This window comes from Nonomuraea sp. K271 (genome assembly GCF_009908215.1).
Lineage (GTDB): Bacteria > Actinomycetota > Actinomycetes > Streptosporangiales > Streptosporangiaceae > Nonomuraea > Nonomuraea longispora.
On the sequence record NZ_JAAAHR010000192.1, the window covers coordinates 1 to 17,731 of the forward strand.

General features: G+C 72.4%; 18 protein-coding genes. 5 read left to right on the forward strand and 13 right to left on the reverse strand.

Annotation, left to right across the window (positions count from 1 at the left end; translation table 11 throughout):
* The 4 genes from GUY59_RS40415 to GUY59_RS40430 form a co-directional block, all read left to right on the forward strand.
* Nucleotides 1-943: acetate--CoA ligase family protein (locus GUY59_RS40415; protein WP_201761916.1), on the forward strand; the 943-nt coding region annotated here is incomplete at its 5' end.
* A gap of 180 nt (nt 944-1,123) precedes the next feature.
* The gene (locus GUY59_RS40420; protein ID WP_132337616.1) at nt 1,124-1,714 is read left to right on the forward strand and encodes a DUF5998 family protein; all 591 of its coding nucleotides are present in this window, start codon (nt 1,124-1,126) and stop codon (nt 1,712-1,714) included.
* A 389-nt stretch (nt 1,715-2,103) separates the two neighbouring features.
* On the forward strand, nt 2,104-3,210 hold the full coding sequence (locus GUY59_RS40425; protein WP_138208319.1) for an alkaline phosphatase family protein: 1,107 nt from the start codon (nt 2,104-2,106) through the stop codon (nt 3,208-3,210).
* Complete coding sequence (locus GUY59_RS40430) at nt 3,207-4,037, forward strand: sulfurtransferase (protein ID WP_138208320.1); 831 nt, start codon at nt 3,207-3,209, stop codon at nt 4,035-4,037. The genes GUY59_RS40425 and GUY59_RS40430 overlap by 4 nt, the downstream gene beginning before the upstream one ends.
* A gap of 8 nt (nt 4,038-4,045) precedes the next feature.
* Here GUY59_RS40430 and GUY59_RS40435 read toward each other — a convergent pair whose 3' ends face one another.
* From GUY59_RS40435 to GUY59_RS40450, 4 genes are all read right to left on the reverse strand, one after another.
* Entirely contained in the window at nt 4,046-6,553 is a 2,508-nt protein-coding gene (locus tag GUY59_RS40435) for a CHAT domain-containing protein (RefSeq protein WP_138208321.1), read from the reverse strand.
* A 62-nt stretch (nt 6,554-6,615) separates the two neighbouring features.
* Nucleotides 6,616-7,065 (reverse strand): hypothetical protein, encoded by a 450-nt coding sequence (locus tag GUY59_RS40440; protein ID WP_138208322.1) that lies wholly within the window; start codon nt 7,063-7,065, stop codon nt 6,616-6,618.
* A complete protein-coding gene (locus GUY59_RS40445; RefSeq protein WP_138208323.1) occupies nt 7,062-7,616 on the reverse strand; it encodes an RNA polymerase sigma factor in 555 nt (184 codons plus the stop codon). The genes GUY59_RS40440 and GUY59_RS40445 overlap by 4 nt, the downstream gene beginning before the upstream one ends.
* 72 nt (nt 7,617-7,688) lie before the next feature.
* Entirely contained in the window at nt 7,689-8,702 is a 1,014-nt protein-coding gene (locus GUY59_RS40450; protein WP_161714961.1) for a S8 family peptidase, read from the reverse strand.
* A 174-nt stretch (nt 8,703-8,876) separates the two neighbouring features.
* Here GUY59_RS40450 and GUY59_RS40455 point away from each other — a divergent pair, with 174 nt between their 5' ends.
* Nucleotides 8,877-9,371, forward strand: coding sequence for a DUF3145 domain-containing protein (locus GUY59_RS40455; RefSeq protein WP_212746292.1), 495 nt, complete (start codon nt 8,877-8,879; stop codon nt 9,369-9,371).
* Nucleotides 9,372-9,485: 114 nt separating this feature from the next.
* Here GUY59_RS40455 and GUY59_RS40460 read toward each other — a convergent pair whose 3' ends face one another.
* The 9 genes from GUY59_RS40460 to GUY59_RS40500 form a co-directional block, all read right to left on the reverse strand.
* Nucleotides 9,486-10,910, reverse strand: a complete 1,425-nt coding sequence (locus tag GUY59_RS40460) for an acyl-CoA carboxylase subunit beta (RefSeq protein WP_132341748.1) — start codon at nt 10,908-10,910, stop codon at nt 9,486-9,488.
* A gap of 1 nt (nt 10,911) precedes the next feature.
* Nucleotides 10,912-12,144, reverse strand: coding sequence for a beta-ketoacyl-ACP synthase II (fabF, locus tag GUY59_RS40465; RefSeq protein ID WP_138205833.1), 1,233 nt, complete (start codon nt 12,142-12,144; stop codon nt 10,912-10,914).
* 49 nt (nt 12,145-12,193) lie between these two features.
* On the reverse strand, nt 12,194-12,433 hold the full coding sequence (locus GUY59_RS40470) for an acyl carrier protein (protein WP_132341752.1): 240 nt from the start codon (nt 12,431-12,433) through the stop codon (nt 12,194-12,196).
* Between the two features lie 90 nt (nt 12,434-12,523).
* The gene (locus tag GUY59_RS40475) at nt 12,524-13,480 is read right to left on the reverse strand and encodes a beta-ketoacyl-ACP synthase III (RefSeq protein WP_138205835.1); all 957 of its coding nucleotides are present in this window, start codon (nt 13,478-13,480) and stop codon (nt 12,524-12,526) included.
* Entirely contained in the window at nt 13,477-14,373 is an 897-nt protein-coding gene (locus GUY59_RS49490) for an ACP S-malonyltransferase (protein WP_138205837.1), read from the reverse strand. Before GUY59_RS49490 ends, GUY59_RS40475 begins: the two co-directional genes overlap by 4 nt.
* A gap of 103 nt (nt 14,374-14,476) precedes the next feature.
* Nucleotides 14,477-15,601, reverse strand: a complete 1,125-nt coding sequence (locus GUY59_RS40485; RefSeq protein ID WP_138205851.1) for a PucR family transcriptional regulator — start codon at nt 15,599-15,601, stop codon at nt 14,477-14,479.
* A gap of 100 nt (nt 15,602-15,701) precedes the next feature.
* A complete protein-coding gene (locus GUY59_RS40490; RefSeq protein ID WP_138205839.1) occupies nt 15,702-16,133 on the reverse strand; it encodes a DUF350 domain-containing protein in 432 nt (143 codons plus the stop codon).
* 68 nt (nt 16,134-16,201) lie between these two features.
* Nucleotides 16,202-17,347, reverse strand: a complete 1,146-nt coding sequence (locus GUY59_RS40495) for a glutathionylspermidine synthase family protein (RefSeq protein ID WP_138205841.1) — start codon at nt 17,345-17,347, stop codon at nt 16,202-16,204.
* A 3-nt stretch (nt 17,348-17,350) separates the two neighbouring features.
* A partial coding sequence (locus tag GUY59_RS40500) for a hypothetical protein (RefSeq protein ID WP_236667980.1) occupies nt 17,351-17,731 on the reverse strand: 381 nt, incomplete at its 5' end.

Sequence of the window (17,731 nt, forward strand, 5' to 3'; positions counted from 1 at the left end):
GCCCACCACGCCGCCCACCACGCCGCCCGGCGGGTCGCCGGGAGAGACCACCGCCACGGAGCCCGGTGTGGAGCCCGGTGTGGAGTCCGGCACGGAGCCCGCCACGGAGCCCGCCACGGAGCCCGGCACGGAGCCCGCCACGGAGCCCGCCACGGAGCTCGCCACGGAGCTCGCCACGGAGCCCGGGACGGGAGCCGGGAAGCCGGACCAGGCACCGGCTGGGGCGCCGGACGGCGGGCGGCAGGGTCCGTCGGGCGTGTTCGCCGAACCGGGGCCGCCGGTCGAGATCGACGCCACCGAACTGCTGTCCTGCTACGGCCTGACCGTGTGGCCCGCCGAGGTGGTGCGTTCGCCCGACGAGGCCGTGGCGGCGGCCGGACGACTGGGCTGGCCCGTGGTGGTCAAGGTCGCCGATCCGGGAGCGTCACGCAGGGCGGGGACGGTACGCCTGGGGCTGACGGGACCTGAGCTGGTCCGCAACGCCTACACGGAGTTCGCCGAGCAGCTGGGCGAAGGGGCGGAGCTCGCGGTCCAGCGGATGGCTCCGCAGCCCGCCGTGCCGACCGTCGTGGGCGTCGTCGACGATCCCGCGTTCGGGCCGGTCGTGTCGTTCGGGCTGGGCGAGGTGACCGCCCGGCTGCTGCAGGACCAGGGCTTCCGCCTGGCGCCGCTGACCGGCGAGGACGCCGCCGCCCTGGTGCGGTCCGTACGCGCGGCTCCGCTCCTGTTCGGCCAGTACGGCTACCCGCCCGTGGCGGTCGACGTCCTGGAAGACCTGCTCGTACGCGTCGGCCGGCTGGCCAACGACCTGCCGGAGCTGGCCAGGCTGGACCTCGACCAGGTGCTCGTGGGGGAGTCGGACGTCATGATTCTCGGAGCCCGCGCCACCCTGCGCACCCCGGCGGGCCCGCGTCTGGACGGCGGCCCGCGCCGGCTGTCCTGAGGCGCCTTGAACGGATGCGGGCCCGTAGCGCCCGGTGTTGACGGCGGCCCGCGCCGGCTCCCCTGAAGAGCCTTGAGCGAATGCTGGGTCAACAGTGCCCGGTGTTGCCTGAATACAGACCGTTATAGAGCGTTATATCCGGCGGGTGAGTGCACTGCCCGGTCCTGGCAGGATGGACCCATGAGGGAAACCCGAGTCTCCGCCGCGGGCCTGCGCGAAGCGATCGAGCGCAGCGGCTATTATCCCGACCTCGTCACCGACGCGGTTCAGTCCGCGCTGGGCAAGGAGGTCGTGACCGCGTTCGTGGTGCACCACGAGGCGACCTTCGATCCCGCCATGGAGGTGCGCAGGCACGTCACGGTGCTGGTGCTGACGACGACGCGGCTGCTGGTCTGCCACACCGACGAGCATCCTGCGGTGGAGGGGGTCTCCGCGTCCCACGCCTCCACCACCACGGAGGCCGTGCGCCTGAGCCGGGTCCAGTCGGTGGCCGTCACCCGGGTGGTGCCCGACCCCGCCGCCTACGCTCCCGGTGTCCCGCCCACGGAAGTGACCCTCACGATCGGCTGGGGCGCCATCTCCCACGTCGACCTCGAGCCGGCGACGTGCGGCGACGAGAACTGCGAGGCCGACCACGGCTACACCGGCGCCATCACCGCCGACGACCTCTCGCTGCGGGTCAGCGAGGCGGCCGACGGCCCCGAGGCGGTCTCCCACGTCCTCGCGTTCGCGAAGTCCCTCTCCGAAGCCACCGCCCACGCCACCACCTGACGTCAACGGCCGCACCGGCCCACCCTCGACGCCGGCGCGCACCCCCATCCCTGCTGAACTACAGCGCAGAACCCCAGCACCCGCCCGACGGGACACCGGCTCCCGGCCCGGCGGGGCATACGCCAACGATCGAGCACACGGCCGACGAGGCACCCCTCGACAGGGTCACCGGCCGCCGATTCGGCGAAGAACCCGGCCCGCAGGACTCTCGTAACGGCGAGCAGCCCGTGAGCCTTCACGACCGGCCATGACAGACGGCTCTGGCGTCGGCGAGTGCGGGCAAGCCCGCACGCCGTAACAAATGAATAGGAGCAGGACGCTCGTAACGGCGAGTGGCCAGCGAGCCTCGACCGGCCATGACAGACGGGGCGGGCGGTTAGGCTGGGCGCATGGTGCCGGGGTATGGCGGTGGGACGCTGGCAGATCTGCCGGGTTCGTTGCTGGCCGCGTTGGGCATGCGCGCGCCCAATCCGCTCGCGCTGGAGCCCGCGGAGCGCGTCTGCCTGTTCCTGGTGGACGGCCTGGGCGCCGAGTTGCTGCGCGCCCACGCTGATGCCGCCCCGTTCCTGGCGAGCCTGCGCGACAGGACGCTCACCGCCGGATTCCCCACCACGACCGTGACGAGCCTGTGCTCGCTGGGCACAGGGCTGACGCCGGGCGAGCACGGCATGCTCGGGCTGATGCTGGCCGTGCCGGGCGCCGGGCACCTGTTCAACTGCCTGCGCTGGACGCTGCCCGACGGTCAGACGATGGACCCGTACGCGTGGCAGCCCGCCGAGACCGTCTACGAGCGCGCCACCCGCGCCGGCATCGACTCCGTCTACGTCGCGCCCGCGGAGTTCGAGGGCACGGGGCTGACCAGGGCCGTCTACCGCGGCGTCCGCTATGCGGCGGCCGAGAGCGCCGACGAGCGCGTCGCCCGCGTGCACGAGGCGATGCGGCGGGGTCCCGCCCACGTCACCGTCTATTACGGCGATCTCGACGCGGCCGGCCACATGACGGGCTGGGGCAGCGAGGAGTGGCTGCGCCGGCTCGGCGTCGTCGACGGCATGGCCCAGCGCATCGCCGAGGGGCTGCCGCCCGGGTCCGCCTTCTACGTCACCGCCGACCACGGCATGGTCAACGCCGGTGAGAAGGTCGACGCGGAGAGCGTCCCCGAGTTGACGGCGGGGGTGGCGATGCTCGGCGGCGAGGCCAGGGCCCGGCACGTCTACGCCGAGCCGGGCGCGGCCGGTCAGGTGCTGGAGGCGTGGCGCGGGATCTTCGAGGGGAAGGCCTGGGTAGCCTCGCGGGAGGAGGCGGTCGAGTCGGGCTGGTTCGGGCCCCGCGTGCGCGACGCGTGGCTGGAGCGCATCGGCGACGTCGTGGCCGTCCCCCACACCGACCTGGCCATCACCGCCCCGTCGAACCATCCGGTCGAGGCGATCTTCACCGGTTACCACGGTTCGCTGACGGCGGCCGAGCTGAACGTCCCGCTGCTGGAGGTACGTACGTGACGAGCCCGCTCATCACACCCGCCGAACTCGCCGCGCTCGACGGCCTGACGGTGCTCGACGTCCGCTGGCGACTCGGCGGCCCGCCCGGAGAAAGGCTCTACCGCGAAGGGCATATCCCGGACGCCGTCTACTGCGACCTCGACACCGACCTCGCGGCACCTCCCGGCGACGGCGGCCGGCATCCGCTGCCGGAGTCCGGCGCGTTCCAGGACGCCATGCGCCGGCTCGGCGTGTCGGACCACCGGCCGGTCGTGGTCTATGACGACGCGGGATCCACGGTGGCGGCCAGGGCCTGGTGGGCGCTGCGCTACTTCGGCCACGGGCACGTCCGCGTGCTCGACGGCGGGTTCGCCGCGTGGACCGGCGCCGGGCTGCCGGCCACGAAGGAGCCCCCGGCCTCCGTCACCCCCGGCGACTTCACGGCGCGGCCGGGAGGGATGCCGATGCTGACGGCCGACGAGGCGGCCGCCCTGGCCGCGAAGGGCGTCCTGCTCGACGCCCGGGCCGCCGAGCGCTACCGGGGCGAGGTGGAGCCGGTCGATCCCGTGGCGGGGCACATCCCCGGAGCCGTCAACGCACCCACGACCGAGAACGTGGGCCCCGACGGCAGGTTCCTCGCCGCCGGCACGCTGCGGGCACGCTTCGCCGGTCTGGGGATCGACGGAGGGGTGGAGGCGGGGGCCTACTGCGGATCCGGCGTGACGGCCGCCCACGAGGTGCTGGCGCTGGAGGTGGCGGGCCTGCCCCCGGCCGCGCTGTATGTCGGCTCATGGTCCGGCTGGGTCGCCGACCCCTCAAGACCTGTGGCGACCGGCCCCAGCGCCTGACCCAGCATCTAATACAGCGCCCGGTCGCCTGCGCCGAAGCAGACGAACGCGTGCTCGCCCGTCTTGGCCGCGGCGCACGCCAGCGCCGCGTCCGGTGAGCGGCCGGCCACCACGAGCTCGTGGAACACCCCCATCATGGCCCGCGCCGCCTCATCCCGCACCGGTACGAGCCCCGCCACCACGCACGACGCCCCCTTGGCGAGGAAAGTGCCCGGCAGCCCGAGCGGAGCCCCGTCCACGGGCGCCCGCGACATCCCGGAGTTGCACGCGGACAGCACCACGAGCTCCGGCGACCGGGGCGCCTCCAGCAGGTCGTACGCCATCAGCGGCCCGTCCTCCAGCGTGATCCCGGACACCAGCGGGCTGCGCGCGTGGAACACCCCGTGCGCCGCGAGGTGCAGGACGTCGGCGGTCCGGAGCGCCCGCAGGACGTCGGCCGTGCGCGCGGGCGACTCGCGCCCTCCCGGGTGGCAGGCCAGGACGTGCGCCACTTCGGCGTGCGCGTGCGCCAGCGAGGGCCCGGCCGCGGCCACGACGACCGGGGGCCCGTCGTGGAGTGCGCGTTCGAGGTTCCTGGCGCGCATCCAGGCGGACGCGCTGGCGGCCACGCTCACGGGACGTTCCCGCAGGCAGGGGAGCGCGCCCCACGGCAGCGTGTGCAGCGCGCCCACGGGCACGGCGACGAGCGGCCCGTTGCCGAGTTCGGCGAGGAGCGGCTGCAGCACCAGCCGTTCGACGTCGGCCGCCGCGGCTTCGACGTCGCCGGGGCGGGCATGGCGGCGCAGCGAGTAACGCAGCCGCACGATCGACTCCTTGACCTCGCGTATGTCGGCCAGCCGCCGCAGCAGCACCCGCCGCTCGGAGATGAGGACGGCAAGCAGCGATTCCTCGTGGGTCACGAACTCCACCAGGCTCCCGGCTCCCAGCTGGGCGCGCACCCGCTCGGTGCCGGCGGGCGAGCCTGCGTGCGCGGGGGCGGTCACGGCCCGCCACCGTTCGCTCCACTCGAACACCTCCTCCACGCTTCCGTCGCGCACCGCCAGCCCCAGCCCGAAGGCCGCGAGCCGTTCACCGGCCCTGGCCGCGTGGGCCCGCAGCGACGGATCGTCGAACGTCTCGACCTGCTCGCTGACCTCCGACAGGCCGTCCTGGACGGCGCGGAAGGCGCCGGTGGTGTCCTCCTGCAGCGCGGCTTCGAGCGCGAGCGCGTGCTGGCGTACCGGTCCTGGGATCTGGGAGGCGAGCCGCCGGTCCTGCGGTTCGGAACCCAGCGGGGTGAGCCGGGTGCCGGCGGGGACCCAGCGTTCGCCGCGTCCGGCGTGCCGGGTGAGCCGGGCGAGCTGCGCGGAGGCGGTCGGGTGGTCGTCGACGTCGAGCGCCGCCTCGGCCGCGACCAGCCGCAGCGCCGCCCCCGCCTGCGGGGCGAAGCCGTTCTCCAGCTCGTCGGCGCACGCGATCAGCTCCCCGACCAGGGCGGGGGTAACGGGTTCGAGCGCGAGCCGCGAACGCAGCACGACCTCCTGGGCCAGCGGCAGCCAGCGGGTCCGCTCCTGCGCGGCCAGGTCGGCGGCGGCCTGCTCGGCCACCTGCCTGGCCTGACGCGGGTCGCCGGTGAGCAGCTCCACCTGGGCGAGCTTCAGCCGCGCCTCGGCCAGCGCCACCTGGGCGCCCGCGGCCTCCAGGTCGGGTACGGCCAGGCTCAGCATCGCGCGGGCCTCGCCGGGCAGGTGGGCGGCCAGCAGGGCGCCGGCGAAGTCGGCCCGCATCGTGGCCAGCCGCTCGGGAAAGCCGAACAGGGTGTCCTCGGCCTCCCGGTAGTGCTTGAAGGCCCCGGCGATGTCGCCCCGGCGTACGGCGAGGAACGGCAGGTTAGCGGCGGACAGCCGGGACAGGTGCAGAAGCCCCGCGTGCCGGGAGATCTCCAGGCAGGCGGTCAGGTCGCGCATCGCGGCGTTCCAGTCGCCGCGGTAGGAGTGGATGAGCCCGCGGTTGAGCAGGCCCCCCGCCAGGAACCTGCGGTCGTCGATGGTGCCGGGCGCGTTCACCAGGGCGCGCAGCGCGCGGTCGCAGGAGGCGATGGCCTCCTGGTGGCGGCCGAGGTGGGCCAGGGCGACCGCGCGCTGGGTGTCGAGCTTGGCGCGGTCGAGCGGGCGCAGGTAGGCCCAGGCCAGCGCGGCCACGCGCAGCGCCTGCAGGGGGTGGCCGCGTTCGGTGCGTACGGTGACGAGGGAGAGCCGCGCCTGCGCGAGCCGCTCCGGCGGTGCGCCGGGTGTGCCGAGGGCCTCGCGCAGATGCCGCTCGGCCTCCTCCAGGTCGCCGAGCTCGCGGGCGGCCAGCGCCATCGCCCTGAGCGACATGACCGCGGCCTCGGCGGATCCGGCGCGGCGGGCGGACTCCAGCACGAGACGGCCGGCGCGCATGGCGTGGCCGGGATCCACCAGGGAACGCAGCATCGCGGCCTCGGCCGCCCTGACGAGCGGATCGAGGTCGCCTGATGAGTCCGGGTATGCGCTCATGGCGGGCCTTGGTCTGACGGCCGGGCGGGGACGCGGCTCCCCTTTACGGCTGGCGGCTGGGGTCAGGGCCGGATGCGCACCCATCGGGTTTGTACGGGGGCGCGTCCGGGCCGGTGGCACACCACGCTGAGCCAGCCCGGAGGCAGGCCCGTCGCGGCGAAGTCGCCGTTGTGGGCGATGTGCCGGGTCAACGTGAGATGCGGGGTTTTCACGTCGATGACGGCGTCGTCCCCCGGGTGGGGCCACACCTGGCCCGCGACGTCGATGAGCCCGTCGCCCACGGTCGCCTCCAGGTCGAAGGTGAGGCCGTCGGTGACGAAGCGCACCAGGTGACAGCCGTCCGGGTCGCGCACGTCGGAGCCAGCGGAGGTGCGCGCGGCGGGCGCGGCGGTCACCGCACGGGGGACCCGCAGCCCGTAGACGTCACGTGCGGCGGCGGACACGTGGCTCGGGATGGGGTCGTTTCCCGCGGCCAGCCGGAGTGCCGCCAGGAAATACTCGTCGTTGATCATTGCGCGGTCTCCTGTGATGAGATCAGGGTGCGCAGTTTCTCAAGGCAGCGGGCCTTGGTCGGGCCCACACTGCCCACGGGCATGCCCAGCCGCGCCGCCATCTGCCGGTTTCCCAGGTCGATGGCGACGAGCTGGATGATCGTGCGGCAGGGCTCGTGCAGGGCGGAGACCTGCTTCCAGAGCAGGCGCCTGCCGTCGGCCTCCAGCACGGCGGAGGCGGGGTCGGGCTCGTCCACGGCCTCCAGAGAGAGCACGTCGTGGTCGAAGGGGGAGACGTCATGACGCTTGCGGAGGAACGCGTGAGCCTCGCGGCGCACGGTCGTCATGAGCCAGCCGCCGACCTTGGCCGGATCTCTGAGGGTGTGGAGGTTCTGGAGCAGCCGCAGCCAGGCTCCCTGGACGGCGTCCGCCGCGTCGGAAGGGCTGAGCCCGGACGCGCGGGCCACCGCCCACATCCGCGGCCCGTATCTGGCCTCCAGCTCGTCCCACGCCGTCCGGTCGTCTTCGGCCGCCGCCGTGACCAGCTCCGCCGGCTCGCGTGGATCGGGCATGCGGCCTCCTTCCGTGCGGCACGCCGAGGCGGTCATGCCTCTTCGTGATTGCGTGAGGACTGAGCGTAAACTCTACAGACTCGCCGGTACGAGAACCCCCAGATCCGGAATTTGCCGGGCCCCCTCGGCGTCGAGGAGCCGCGTCACCACCTCCTTCGCCGGCTCGTCCCTGGCCGCGCCGGCGATGGCGCCCGCCACCAGCGCGGTGGCGAACGACGTGCCGCTCCAGGTCGCGAAGCCCGCGAACTCGCCGCACTCCAGGTAGCTGCTGGTCAGCCAGTCGCCGCGGGCGCAGGCGTCCACCCAGGTGCCGTGCCCCGAATAGGGGGCCCGGCGCTCCTGCGAGTCGTCGACGGCCGCCACGCCCACGGCGCAAACCAGCGCGGCGGGCCAGAACGGCCGGTCGGAGGCGGTGTTGCCGGCGCAGGCCACGGTGACCGTGCCGCTCAGCGCGGCGACGGCGTCGGACAGCACAGGCGGCGGCCGGTCGTCGAAGGTGTGGCCGCCGAAGGACAGGTTGAGTACGTCGGGAGGCTGGTCGCGCATGCGGTGCAGCGCGCGTACCACGGTGGCCTCGTCGGCGAAGCCGTCGCCGTCGAGCACCCGGTGCACCCGCAGCGCCGCGCCCGGCGCCGAACGCGCCAGCAGGCCCGCGATGAACGTGCCGTGGCCCGACTGGGCGCCCTCCGCCGCGTCGGCGTCGTCGGGGCCGAGGCGCTCGTACCAGTCGCTGCTCGCCCACCACGGGTGCTTGGCGACCCCGGTGTCGAGCAGGCCCATGACCACGTCGGAGCGGGTGCGGCCAGGTTTGTACGGGATGGGCGGGCAGGGGAAGGGCCGGGACGCGGGGCCGCCGAAGAACAGGGGCTGGCCGCGGAACACGTGGTTCGGCGAGGCCCGCATGCCCTCGTCGCGGAGTTCGGCGGTGACCTCGCAGGGGTCGGCGCCGGGAGACAGGTGGATGACGCAGACACCGTCCGCCTCCGAGACTGCCTGGGTCCAGCGCGACGCGGCGGACAGCGCCGACCGGTCGGTCAGGACCTGACCTGGCCGGATATAGGCGTCGCCGACAGATTGCATGTCCATGAGCCCGTATCTTTCCTCGCGCGGCCCGCTGTCACATGCGACTCGCCCACCAAGTTGGTATGGCCCCCCACTGGTGCGTGATGGCGACCGACGGTAGTCTCTCCCTAGTCACTTGTGATCATCCCGGGACGAGGCCGTTGGGGAAGGCGCACCTCGTACCGAATGGGAGGTCCGGTGTCTGCTCGTGGCGTCCTTTACGTCCACTCGGCTCAGCCCGCGCTGTGCCCGCACATCGAATGGGCAGTCGCGGGTGTCCTCGGCGTGCCCGTAGACCTGACGTGGACTCCGCAACCCGCCGCGCCCAACGTCGTGCGTGCGCAGGCGGAATGGGAGGGCAGGCCCGGCGTCGCCGCGGCCATCGCCTCCTCGCTCATGGGCTGGCAGCGGCTCAGATTCGAGATCACCGAGGACGCCTCGCCGGGTGTCGACGGGTCCCGGCACGCCTACACGCCGACGCTCGGCGCCTTCACGGCGGTGATCGGCGCCTCAGGCGACATCATGATCCCCGAAGAGCGGCTGCGCGCCGCGATGATGATGGCCGCCGAGGGGCGGTGCGTGCTGGAGGACGAGCTCGACAAGATGCTGGGCAGGCCGTGGGACGAGGAGCTGGAGCCGTTCCGCTATGCCGGGGACGGCGCTCCTGTCCGCTGGCTGCACGCCGCCGTCTGACACCTCCCGCTCGGCACGAGCAGCGCCCCACGGCCGGACTCCGCTGCCCGGCAACGCAAAGGCCCCGCACCGGGACCGGTGCGGGGCCTTTGCGTTGCCGGCTGTGGCCGGCGGTTACAGCGGGATGTTGCCGTGGGCGCCGCGGGCCGGGGTGGCCTGGGCGAGGAGCTTGGCGATCGCGCCGCGGGTCTCCTCGGGCTTGATCACCTCGTCGATGACGCCCAGCTCTTGCGCCCTGGTCAGGCCGCCGGCGAGCTTCTGGTGCTCGGCGGCCAGCCGCTCTTCCAGAGCGGGCCGCTCGTGCTCGGGCGCGGCGGCCAGCTCGCGCCGCTTGATGACGCGCACCGCCGCGACGGCCCCCATCACGGCGACCTCGGTGGTGGGCCAGGCGAAGACCTTGGTGGCGCCCAGGGCGCGGGAGTTCATCGCGATGTACGCCCCGCCGTAGGCCTTGCGGGTGATCAGCGTGACCCGGGGCACCGACGCCTCGGCGAAGGCGTGCAGCAGCTTGGCCCCCCGGCGGACGACGCCGTCGTGTTCCTGGCCGACGCCCGGCAGGTAACCGGGTACGTCCACCAGGACAACCAACGGCACGCCGAAAGCGTCACACATGCGTACGAAGCGGGCGGCCTTCTCGGCGGACGTGGCGTCGAGGCAGCCACCGAGTCGCATCGGGTTGTTGGCGATGACCCCGACCGTCCGGCCGCCGAGCCGGCCGAGCGAGGTGACGATGTTGGGTGCCCACTTGGGGTGCAGCTCCAGGCCTGGCTCGTCGAGCAGGCCGTTGACCAGCGGCTTGACGTCGTAGGCGCGGCGAGCGGAGTCGGGAAGCAGGGTGGAGAAGTCCACTTCCTCGATCTCTCCCGTGCGCAGCCGGCCCTGGTGGCCGAGCAGCGTGGCGAGCTGGCGCGCCTTGAGGTAGGCGTCGGTCTCGGTCTTGGTGACGATGTGCGCCACGCCGCTGCGCTTGCTGTGGGGGTCAGGGCCGCCCAGGGCGGCGCTGTCGACGTCTTCGCCGGTGACGCTGCGGACCACGTCGGGGCCGGTGACGAAGATGCGGCCGGAGTCGGCCAGGATGACCAGGTCGGTGAGAGCGGGGCCGTAGGCGGCGCCGCCCGCGGCGGCGCCGACGACCACGGAGATCTGCGGCACGACGCCGGATGCCTTGGTCATGGCGGCGAAGACCCGGCCGACGGCGTGCAGCGACTCGACGCCGTCGGGGATGCGGGCGCCGCCGCAGTGCCAGATGCCGATGACGGGCACGCGTTCGCGCACGGCCACGTCGTAGGCGTGCACGATGTGCTCGCAGCCTTCACTGCCCATGGCGCCGCCCTGGAAGCGGGCGTCGCTGCAGAAGGCGACGACGGGGACGCCTTCGACGCGCCCCATGGCGGCGAGCATGCCGCTGTTGTCCTGCGGGGTGATGAGTCGTAGCGAGCCCTCGTCGAGCAGCGCGGTGAGGCGGGCGACGGGATCGCGGGGATCGGCAGGCTCCTGATCGGAGCCGGACGTCACCACCCGGTTGTCGAGGACGGTCACTTTATGCCCCCTTAAAGACGACGGTCACGTTGTGCCCGCCGAATCCGAACGAGTTGTTGACCGCGGCCACGTCGCCGTCGGGCAGCGTGCGGTTCTTGCCGTGGACGATGTCGACCTCGATGCCGTCGTCGAGGTCGTCGATGTTGATCGTGGCGGGAACGACCCGCTCCTGCAGTGCCTTGATCGTGAAGACCGACTCGATGCCGCCCGCGCCGCCGAGCAGGTGCCCGGTCATGGACTTGGTCGACGTCACCAGCGGGTGGGTGCCGATGGCCTTGGCCACGGCCTGCACCTCGCCGACGTCGCCCGCGGGCGTCGAGGTGGCGTGGGCGTTGACGTGCTTGACGTCGTGACCGGTGACGCCGGCGTCGGTGAGCGCCTGCGTCATCGCCATGATGATGCCCCGGCCGTCGGGCTCGGGCTGCGTGATGTGGTGCGCGTCGGCGGAGTAGCCGACGCCGGAGCAGTAGGCGTAGATGTGCGCGCCCCGCGCCCTGGCGTGCTCCTCCGACTCCAGCACGACGATGCCGGCGCCTTCGCCGAGCACGAACCCGTCGCGGCCGCGGTCCCACGGCCGTGAGGCGCCCGCCGGGTCGTCGTTGCGGGTGGACATGGCCCGCGCGGCCGCGAAGGCGGCGATGTTGAGGCCGTGGATGGCGGCCTCGGTGCCCCCGGCGACCACGACGTCGGCGCGGCCCACCCTGATCATGTCCATCGCGTGGCCGATGGCCTCGGCGCCGGACGCGCACGCCGACACCGTGGCGTGCACACCCGCCTGGGCGCCCAGGTCGAGCCCGATCCAGGCGGCCGGGCCGTTGGGCATGAGCATCGGCACGGTGAAGGGCGACAGCCGGTTCCAGCCGCGCTCGCGGTAGGTGTCGTAGGCGGACAGCGTGGTGTTGATGCCTCCGATGCCGCTGGAGACCACGACGCCGAGCCGCTCCGGCGGCACCTCGGGAGAGCCGGCGTCCTGCCAGGCCTCCCGCGAGGCGACCATCGCGAACTGCTCGCTGCGGTCGAGGCGGCGGGCCTCGGGCCGCGGCAGCACCTCGGCGGGGTCGACCGCGGCCGTCCCCGCGAACTTCACGGGGACGGTGTCGATCCAGTCCGTGGTGAGAGCCTTTACGCCCGACTGACCGGCGAGGAGCGCCGTCCAGGTCGAGGTGACGTCCCCACCGACGGGCGTCGTCGCGCCGAGCCCGGTGACGACGACACGTACCCGGTTCGCACTCACGTTTCGCGCTCCCTTGCTGATCAGTACTGGTCGGATCGGGTGTTGAGGCTCAGTTCTGGATGAACGTGAGGACGTCCTTGACCGTCTTCAGGTTCTTGAGCTGGTCGTCGGGGATCTCGACGCCGAACTCGTCCTGGGCGGCCACGGCGATCTCGACCATGGACAGGGAGTCGATGTCGAGGTCGTCCACGAAGCTCTTCTCGGGGGTCACCTCGGACGCCGGGATGCCGGTGATCTCATTAATGATCTTGCCGAGGCCCTGGAGGATGTCCTGCTCGGTGGCAGCCATGTCGCTGTTTCTCCTTTGGTTTCCTGGAATCTGTACGGCCGCGCCGCACAAGTCTTTCTCTGGGTGGCACGGTGCAGACCGTGCCCGATCCTACGGAATCTCGATCACTTGGCCCGCGTAGGTCAGGCCGGCGCCGAAGCCGAGCACCAGCGCGAGATCGCCCGTGCGGACCTCACCGCGTTCCACCATGCGCGAGAGCGCGAGAGGGATGGAGGCGGCCGAGGTGTTGCCCGACGTGACGATGTCGCGCGCGATGACGGCCTGGTCGGCGCCCAGCTTACGGGCGATGGCCTCGATGATGCGCAGGTTGGCCTGATGGGGGACGAATGCCGCCAGTTCGGACGGCTCGACACCCGCCCGCGAGCAGGCTTCGAGCGCCACCGGATGCAGCGCGGTGGTGGCCCAGCGGAACACCGTCTGGCCCTCCTGGCGGAGGTAGTCGGTGCGATCCTTGATGCTGATGGCCTCGGATTTGTCGCCGGCGCTGCCCCATACCACAGGGCCGATGCCGGGCGTCTCCGACGGGGCCACCACCGCGGCCCCCGCGCCGTCGGCGAAGATCACGGCGGTGGACCTGTCGGTCCAGTCGATCCACTGTGACAACTTCTCCGCGCCGATGACCAGCACGTTCCTGGCCGAGCCCGCGCGCACCGCGGCGCTGGCGGTGCCTAGGGCGTAGCAGAAGCCGGCGCAGGCGGCGTTGACGTCGAAAGCGCCGGGCGACTCGATGCCCAGCCGGTGGGCCACGATGGCGGAGGCGTTGGGGATCTGGGTCTCGAGCGTGCAGGTGGCGACGATGACGAGGTCGACGTCTTCCGGCGACAGCCCGCTCGCGGCCAGCGCCTTGCCGCCGGCGATGGTGGCCATGTCCTCCAAAGACTCGCCGTCGGGCGCGACCCTGCGCTCCTTGATGCCGACCCTGGAGCGGATCCACTCGTCGTCGGTTGCCATGGACTTGGCCAGGTCGTCGTTGGTGACCACGTTGGCCGGCTGGTAGTGGCCGAAGGCGAGCACCCTGCCGCCAGGGGCGATATCAGGAATTTTCACGCGATCAGCTCCCTGGCCCTGTCGAGGTCGTCGGGGGTCTTCAGCGCGACGGTCCGCACGCCGCGCATGCCGCGCTTGGCCAGACCGGTCAGCGTGCCGCCGGGCAGCAGCTCGATCATCCCGGTGATGCCGAGACCGGCCATGGTCTCCATGCAGGCGCCCCATCTGACGGGGCTGCTGACCTGCTGGACCAGCCGCTCGACGAACTCGGCGCCGCCGGCGACCGGCCGGCCGTCGAAGTTGGACAGCAGCGTGACCTTCGGGTCGGCGGGCGTGACGTTCGTCGCGGCCTCGCGCAGGCTCTCGACCGCCGCGGCCATGTGGGCGGTGTGGAACGCGCCTGCCACGGAGAGCGGGATGAGCCGGGCGCGGGCGGGCGGGTCGGCCTTGAACGCGGCCAGCTGCTCGACAGTGCCTCCCGCGACGATCTGCCCGGCGCCGTTGATGTTGGCGGCGGTGAGCCCGTGCCTGTCGATCGCGGTGAGGACCTCCTCCTCGACGCCACCGAGCACGGCCGTCATGCCGGTCTCGGTGATGGCGGCGGCCTTGGCCATGGCCTGGGCGCGGTCGCGGATCAGCGACAGCGCCTGCTCCGGGGTGAGCACCCCGGCAAGCGCTGCGGCGGCGAACTCGCCGACGCTGTGCCCGGCGACGAGGTCGGGGGCAGCGCCGAGCGCCTCGGCGGAGGCCAGCGCGGCGGCCACGAGCAGCGGCTGGGCGACGGCGGTGTCGCGGATCTCGTCGGCGCCGGCGGTCGTGCCCTGGGCGATCAGATCGACCCCGACGACCTCCGACCATGAGCCCAGCCTGTCGGCCAGACCGGGCAACTCAAGCCATGGAGTCAGGAAGCCTGGCGTTTGGGCACCTTGGCCCGGAGCGACGAGTACAAGCACAAAATCCACCATGCCCTGTAGAACTCCGACACGCGGATGGAGATCCGTACGAACTTTGTCCAGGGTGATTTGTAGGAACCCTACAGTGGGGATGACGGCGCGGTTACGTTAGAGCGCGCCAGCTCACCGCACTCTCCGCGAGCCTCCCGAGGATGAGCCCCACCTGGAGCGTGAAGGCGGACCGGCCCTCGGTGGGCTGGTAACCGGTCAGCTCGGTGATCTTCTTCAGGCGGTAGCGCACGGTGTTGGGATGGACGAACAACAACCTGGCCGTCGCCTCCAGCGACGTGCCCTGCTCCAGGTAGGTGGCCAGCGTGTCGAGCAGCGGAGTGCCCGCGAGCGGCAGGTAGACGCTCTCGATGAGCTGCCGCCTTGCGTCGAGGTCGCCGTCGAGCGCCCGCTCGGCCAGCAGGTCCCCGGCGTGCACCGGCCTGGGCGCGTCGGGCCAGCCCGACGACGCCTTGAGCCCTGCCAGCGCCGCCCTGGCCGAATTGGCGGCGGCGTGCAGGTCGGGCACCTCGGGGCCGATGACGATGGGGCCGACGCCGAAGCGGGCCACCACCTGCTTGGCCGCGTCGTTGACGCTGCCCGCGCCGCCCACGATCACGATCAGCCGGTCGGCCTGGACCCCCGCCAGCAGGTCCATGCCGATGCGCCGGCCCTTCTCCCGCAGGCCGTCGATGACCGCGCGCGGGTCGCCCTCGGGGGCGTGCCCGGCGATGACGACGACGGGGGAGGAGGTCCAGCCCAGGGCGGCGGCCCAGGAGTGCAGTCCGTCGTCCACCTCGCCGCGCACCAGGGCGTCGACGATCAGGGCCTCGAGCCTGGCGTCCCACGAGCCCCTGGCCTCCGCCTCTCGGGCGTAGACGTGGGCGGCGGCGAAGGCGACGTCGCGGGTGTAGCGCAGCATGGCCTGCTGGAGCTCGTCCTCGCCGCCCGGCGCGGCCAGCTCGTGGGTCTGCGCCTCGACCACCTCGACCACGACCCTGACGATGTCGACGGTCTGCTGGAGCGAGATCGACCGCTTGAGCTCGCGCGGCGCCGTGCCGAAGAACTCGATGCTGGGAGTGCGCCGCCCCTCACCCGCGGTCGAGAACCACTCGACGAACGCGGCGATGCCGGCCTGGGCCACGAGCCCCACCCACGACCGGTCCTCGGCGCTGAGCGCCCGGAACCACGGCAACTGCTCGTCCATGCGCGCCATCGCCGCCGTGCCGAGCGAGCCCATGGCCCGCTCGAGCCTGCGTGTGGTGTCCTCCCGGGTCCGCTCTGTCACGCCTCCTAGAGTGCCAGGTCCGCTCGGCTGACCGGAACGGTGGTTCGCCCTCTCAGATGACGGCGACGGCCGTGATGAGCCCGATCGCGACGTGGGTGACCGCGAGCACCCGCGCGCCCGGCTGCAGATCGGGCTCCTTGACCAGGTCGCGTACGGAGATGCCGACCACCCGGTCGAAGATCAGCATGGCCACGGTCTGCACCACGATGCCGACCAGCCCGAACACCGCCGTGCCCGCGAGGCCCTCCGTGAGCCGGCCTCCGGACGACCAGATCGAGGCGGCCACGATCAGCCCGATGGCGGCCATGGCCGAGCAGGTCAGCAAGGTGGCGTTGGGATTGCGCTCACTGCGGATGACCTCGCTCAGCTTGCCTGGCGTCGCCCAGTCGATCACATAGAACCCGACGATCATCAGGATCACGCCGACGGCTGCGTAAGCGGCGATGGCGCCCGAGCCGCGGGCGAGGAGTTCGAGAAGAGCCACGTCAGTTCCAATCAAGGGGTGCGGGTCCGCCCGGAGCGGGCGCGGGCAGGTGTCGGTCGGCGAGCACGTCAGTCAGCGATGCGGTGCGGGACGAACGACGAGGTGTCGTCGGTGATGAGGCCGGTGGTCTCCCTGATGCCGAGCCCGGCGGCCTCGTCGGCGACCGTCCACGCGCCGAGCACCGGCCGCTGCCCCTCGAAGACGGGCAGCGCCTCGAAGCCCTGGAACACGTATCCCTCGCGGCCGTAGGCGCCGGGTGTCTCCTGGGTGACGTCGGGGGTGACGATGCGCATGGAGGCCCCCTCCCTGCCGAGCAGCGGCTTGGCGATGTAGGAGGTGAGGTCTCTGGGGCCGTCGAGGTAGGCGGGCATGAGGTTGGGATGGCCGGGATAACGCTCCCACAGCAGGGCCAGCAGCGCCTTGTTGGACAGCAGGGTCTTCCACAGCGGCTCGATCCAGGTGGTGTGCCGTACGGCGTGCCGCCCGAAGTCCTCGGCCAGCATCCACTCCCAGGGGTAGAGCTTGAACGCCGAGCGGATCATCCGCTCCTCGACGTCGACGAAGCGGCGGTTGAGTGAGTCCCAGCCGATGTCCTCCATGGCCACGGAGACGGTCTGCAGGCCGGCCTGCTCGGCGGTCTCCTGGAGGTAGGCCACGGTCATGGCCTCCTCGCCCGTCTCGTCCATGTTGGTGAAGGCGAAGTGCGTGGGCCCCGGCGGCAGCCCCAGCCGGGACCAGCGGTCGATGAGCCGCTCGTGCACGGAGTTCCACTGGTCGTCGCCGGGATGCAGGTCCTGCAGCCAGAACCACTGGATCACCGACGACTCCACCAGCGAGGTGGGCGTGTCGGCGTTGTACTCCAGCAGCCTGGCCGGGCCCGTGCCGTCGTAGCGCAGGTCGAAGCGGGCGTACAGGTGGGGGTCGCGGCGTTCCCAGGAGCGCGCGACGTCCTCCCACGCCCATTCGGGGATGGCGAAGTCGGCGAAGCGGCCGGCCGAGACCACGTGCTCGACCGTGCTGAGGCACATCGCGTGCAGCTCCTCGACCTGCTCCTCCAGCGCCTCGACCTCGTCCATCGACAGGACGTAGTGGACGGACTCGTCCCAGTAGGGGCGGCTCAGCCCCGACGGGTGTGCGGCCTTGTGGTAGGCCAGGCCCTGGCCCTCGATCGTCTTCTCCCAGCCTGGCCTGGGAGTGCCGTGCTCGCGCCGCACCTGTCAGCCCCCGCCGCCCCATCTGCTCCCGAAGCCGCCGCGTTGGATCGACTTGCCGCTGCGGGTGTTGATGTCGACGTTGGACGGGCGGTAGGTGGTGCCGCCGCGCACGCGGTTGCCGACCCGCGTGCCGCCGTAGTACCAGAGGTAGGCCCCGCGCGACCCGCCGTAGTAGTGCGTGCCGCCGTCGTCATCGTCGCAGTGGTCGTCGTCGACGATCTGGTAGGAGCCGTCGTCGAGCTGCATGACGCAGTCGGCGGTGACCTCCTCGTCGTCGTCCTGCACGGCGGCGCAGTAGCCGACCAGCATCACGGACAGGACGCCCAGAATCGTGAGTGGGACGGCCTTCGACGCTTTCCGCGGGGGCTGTGGAGGGGAGTGGTG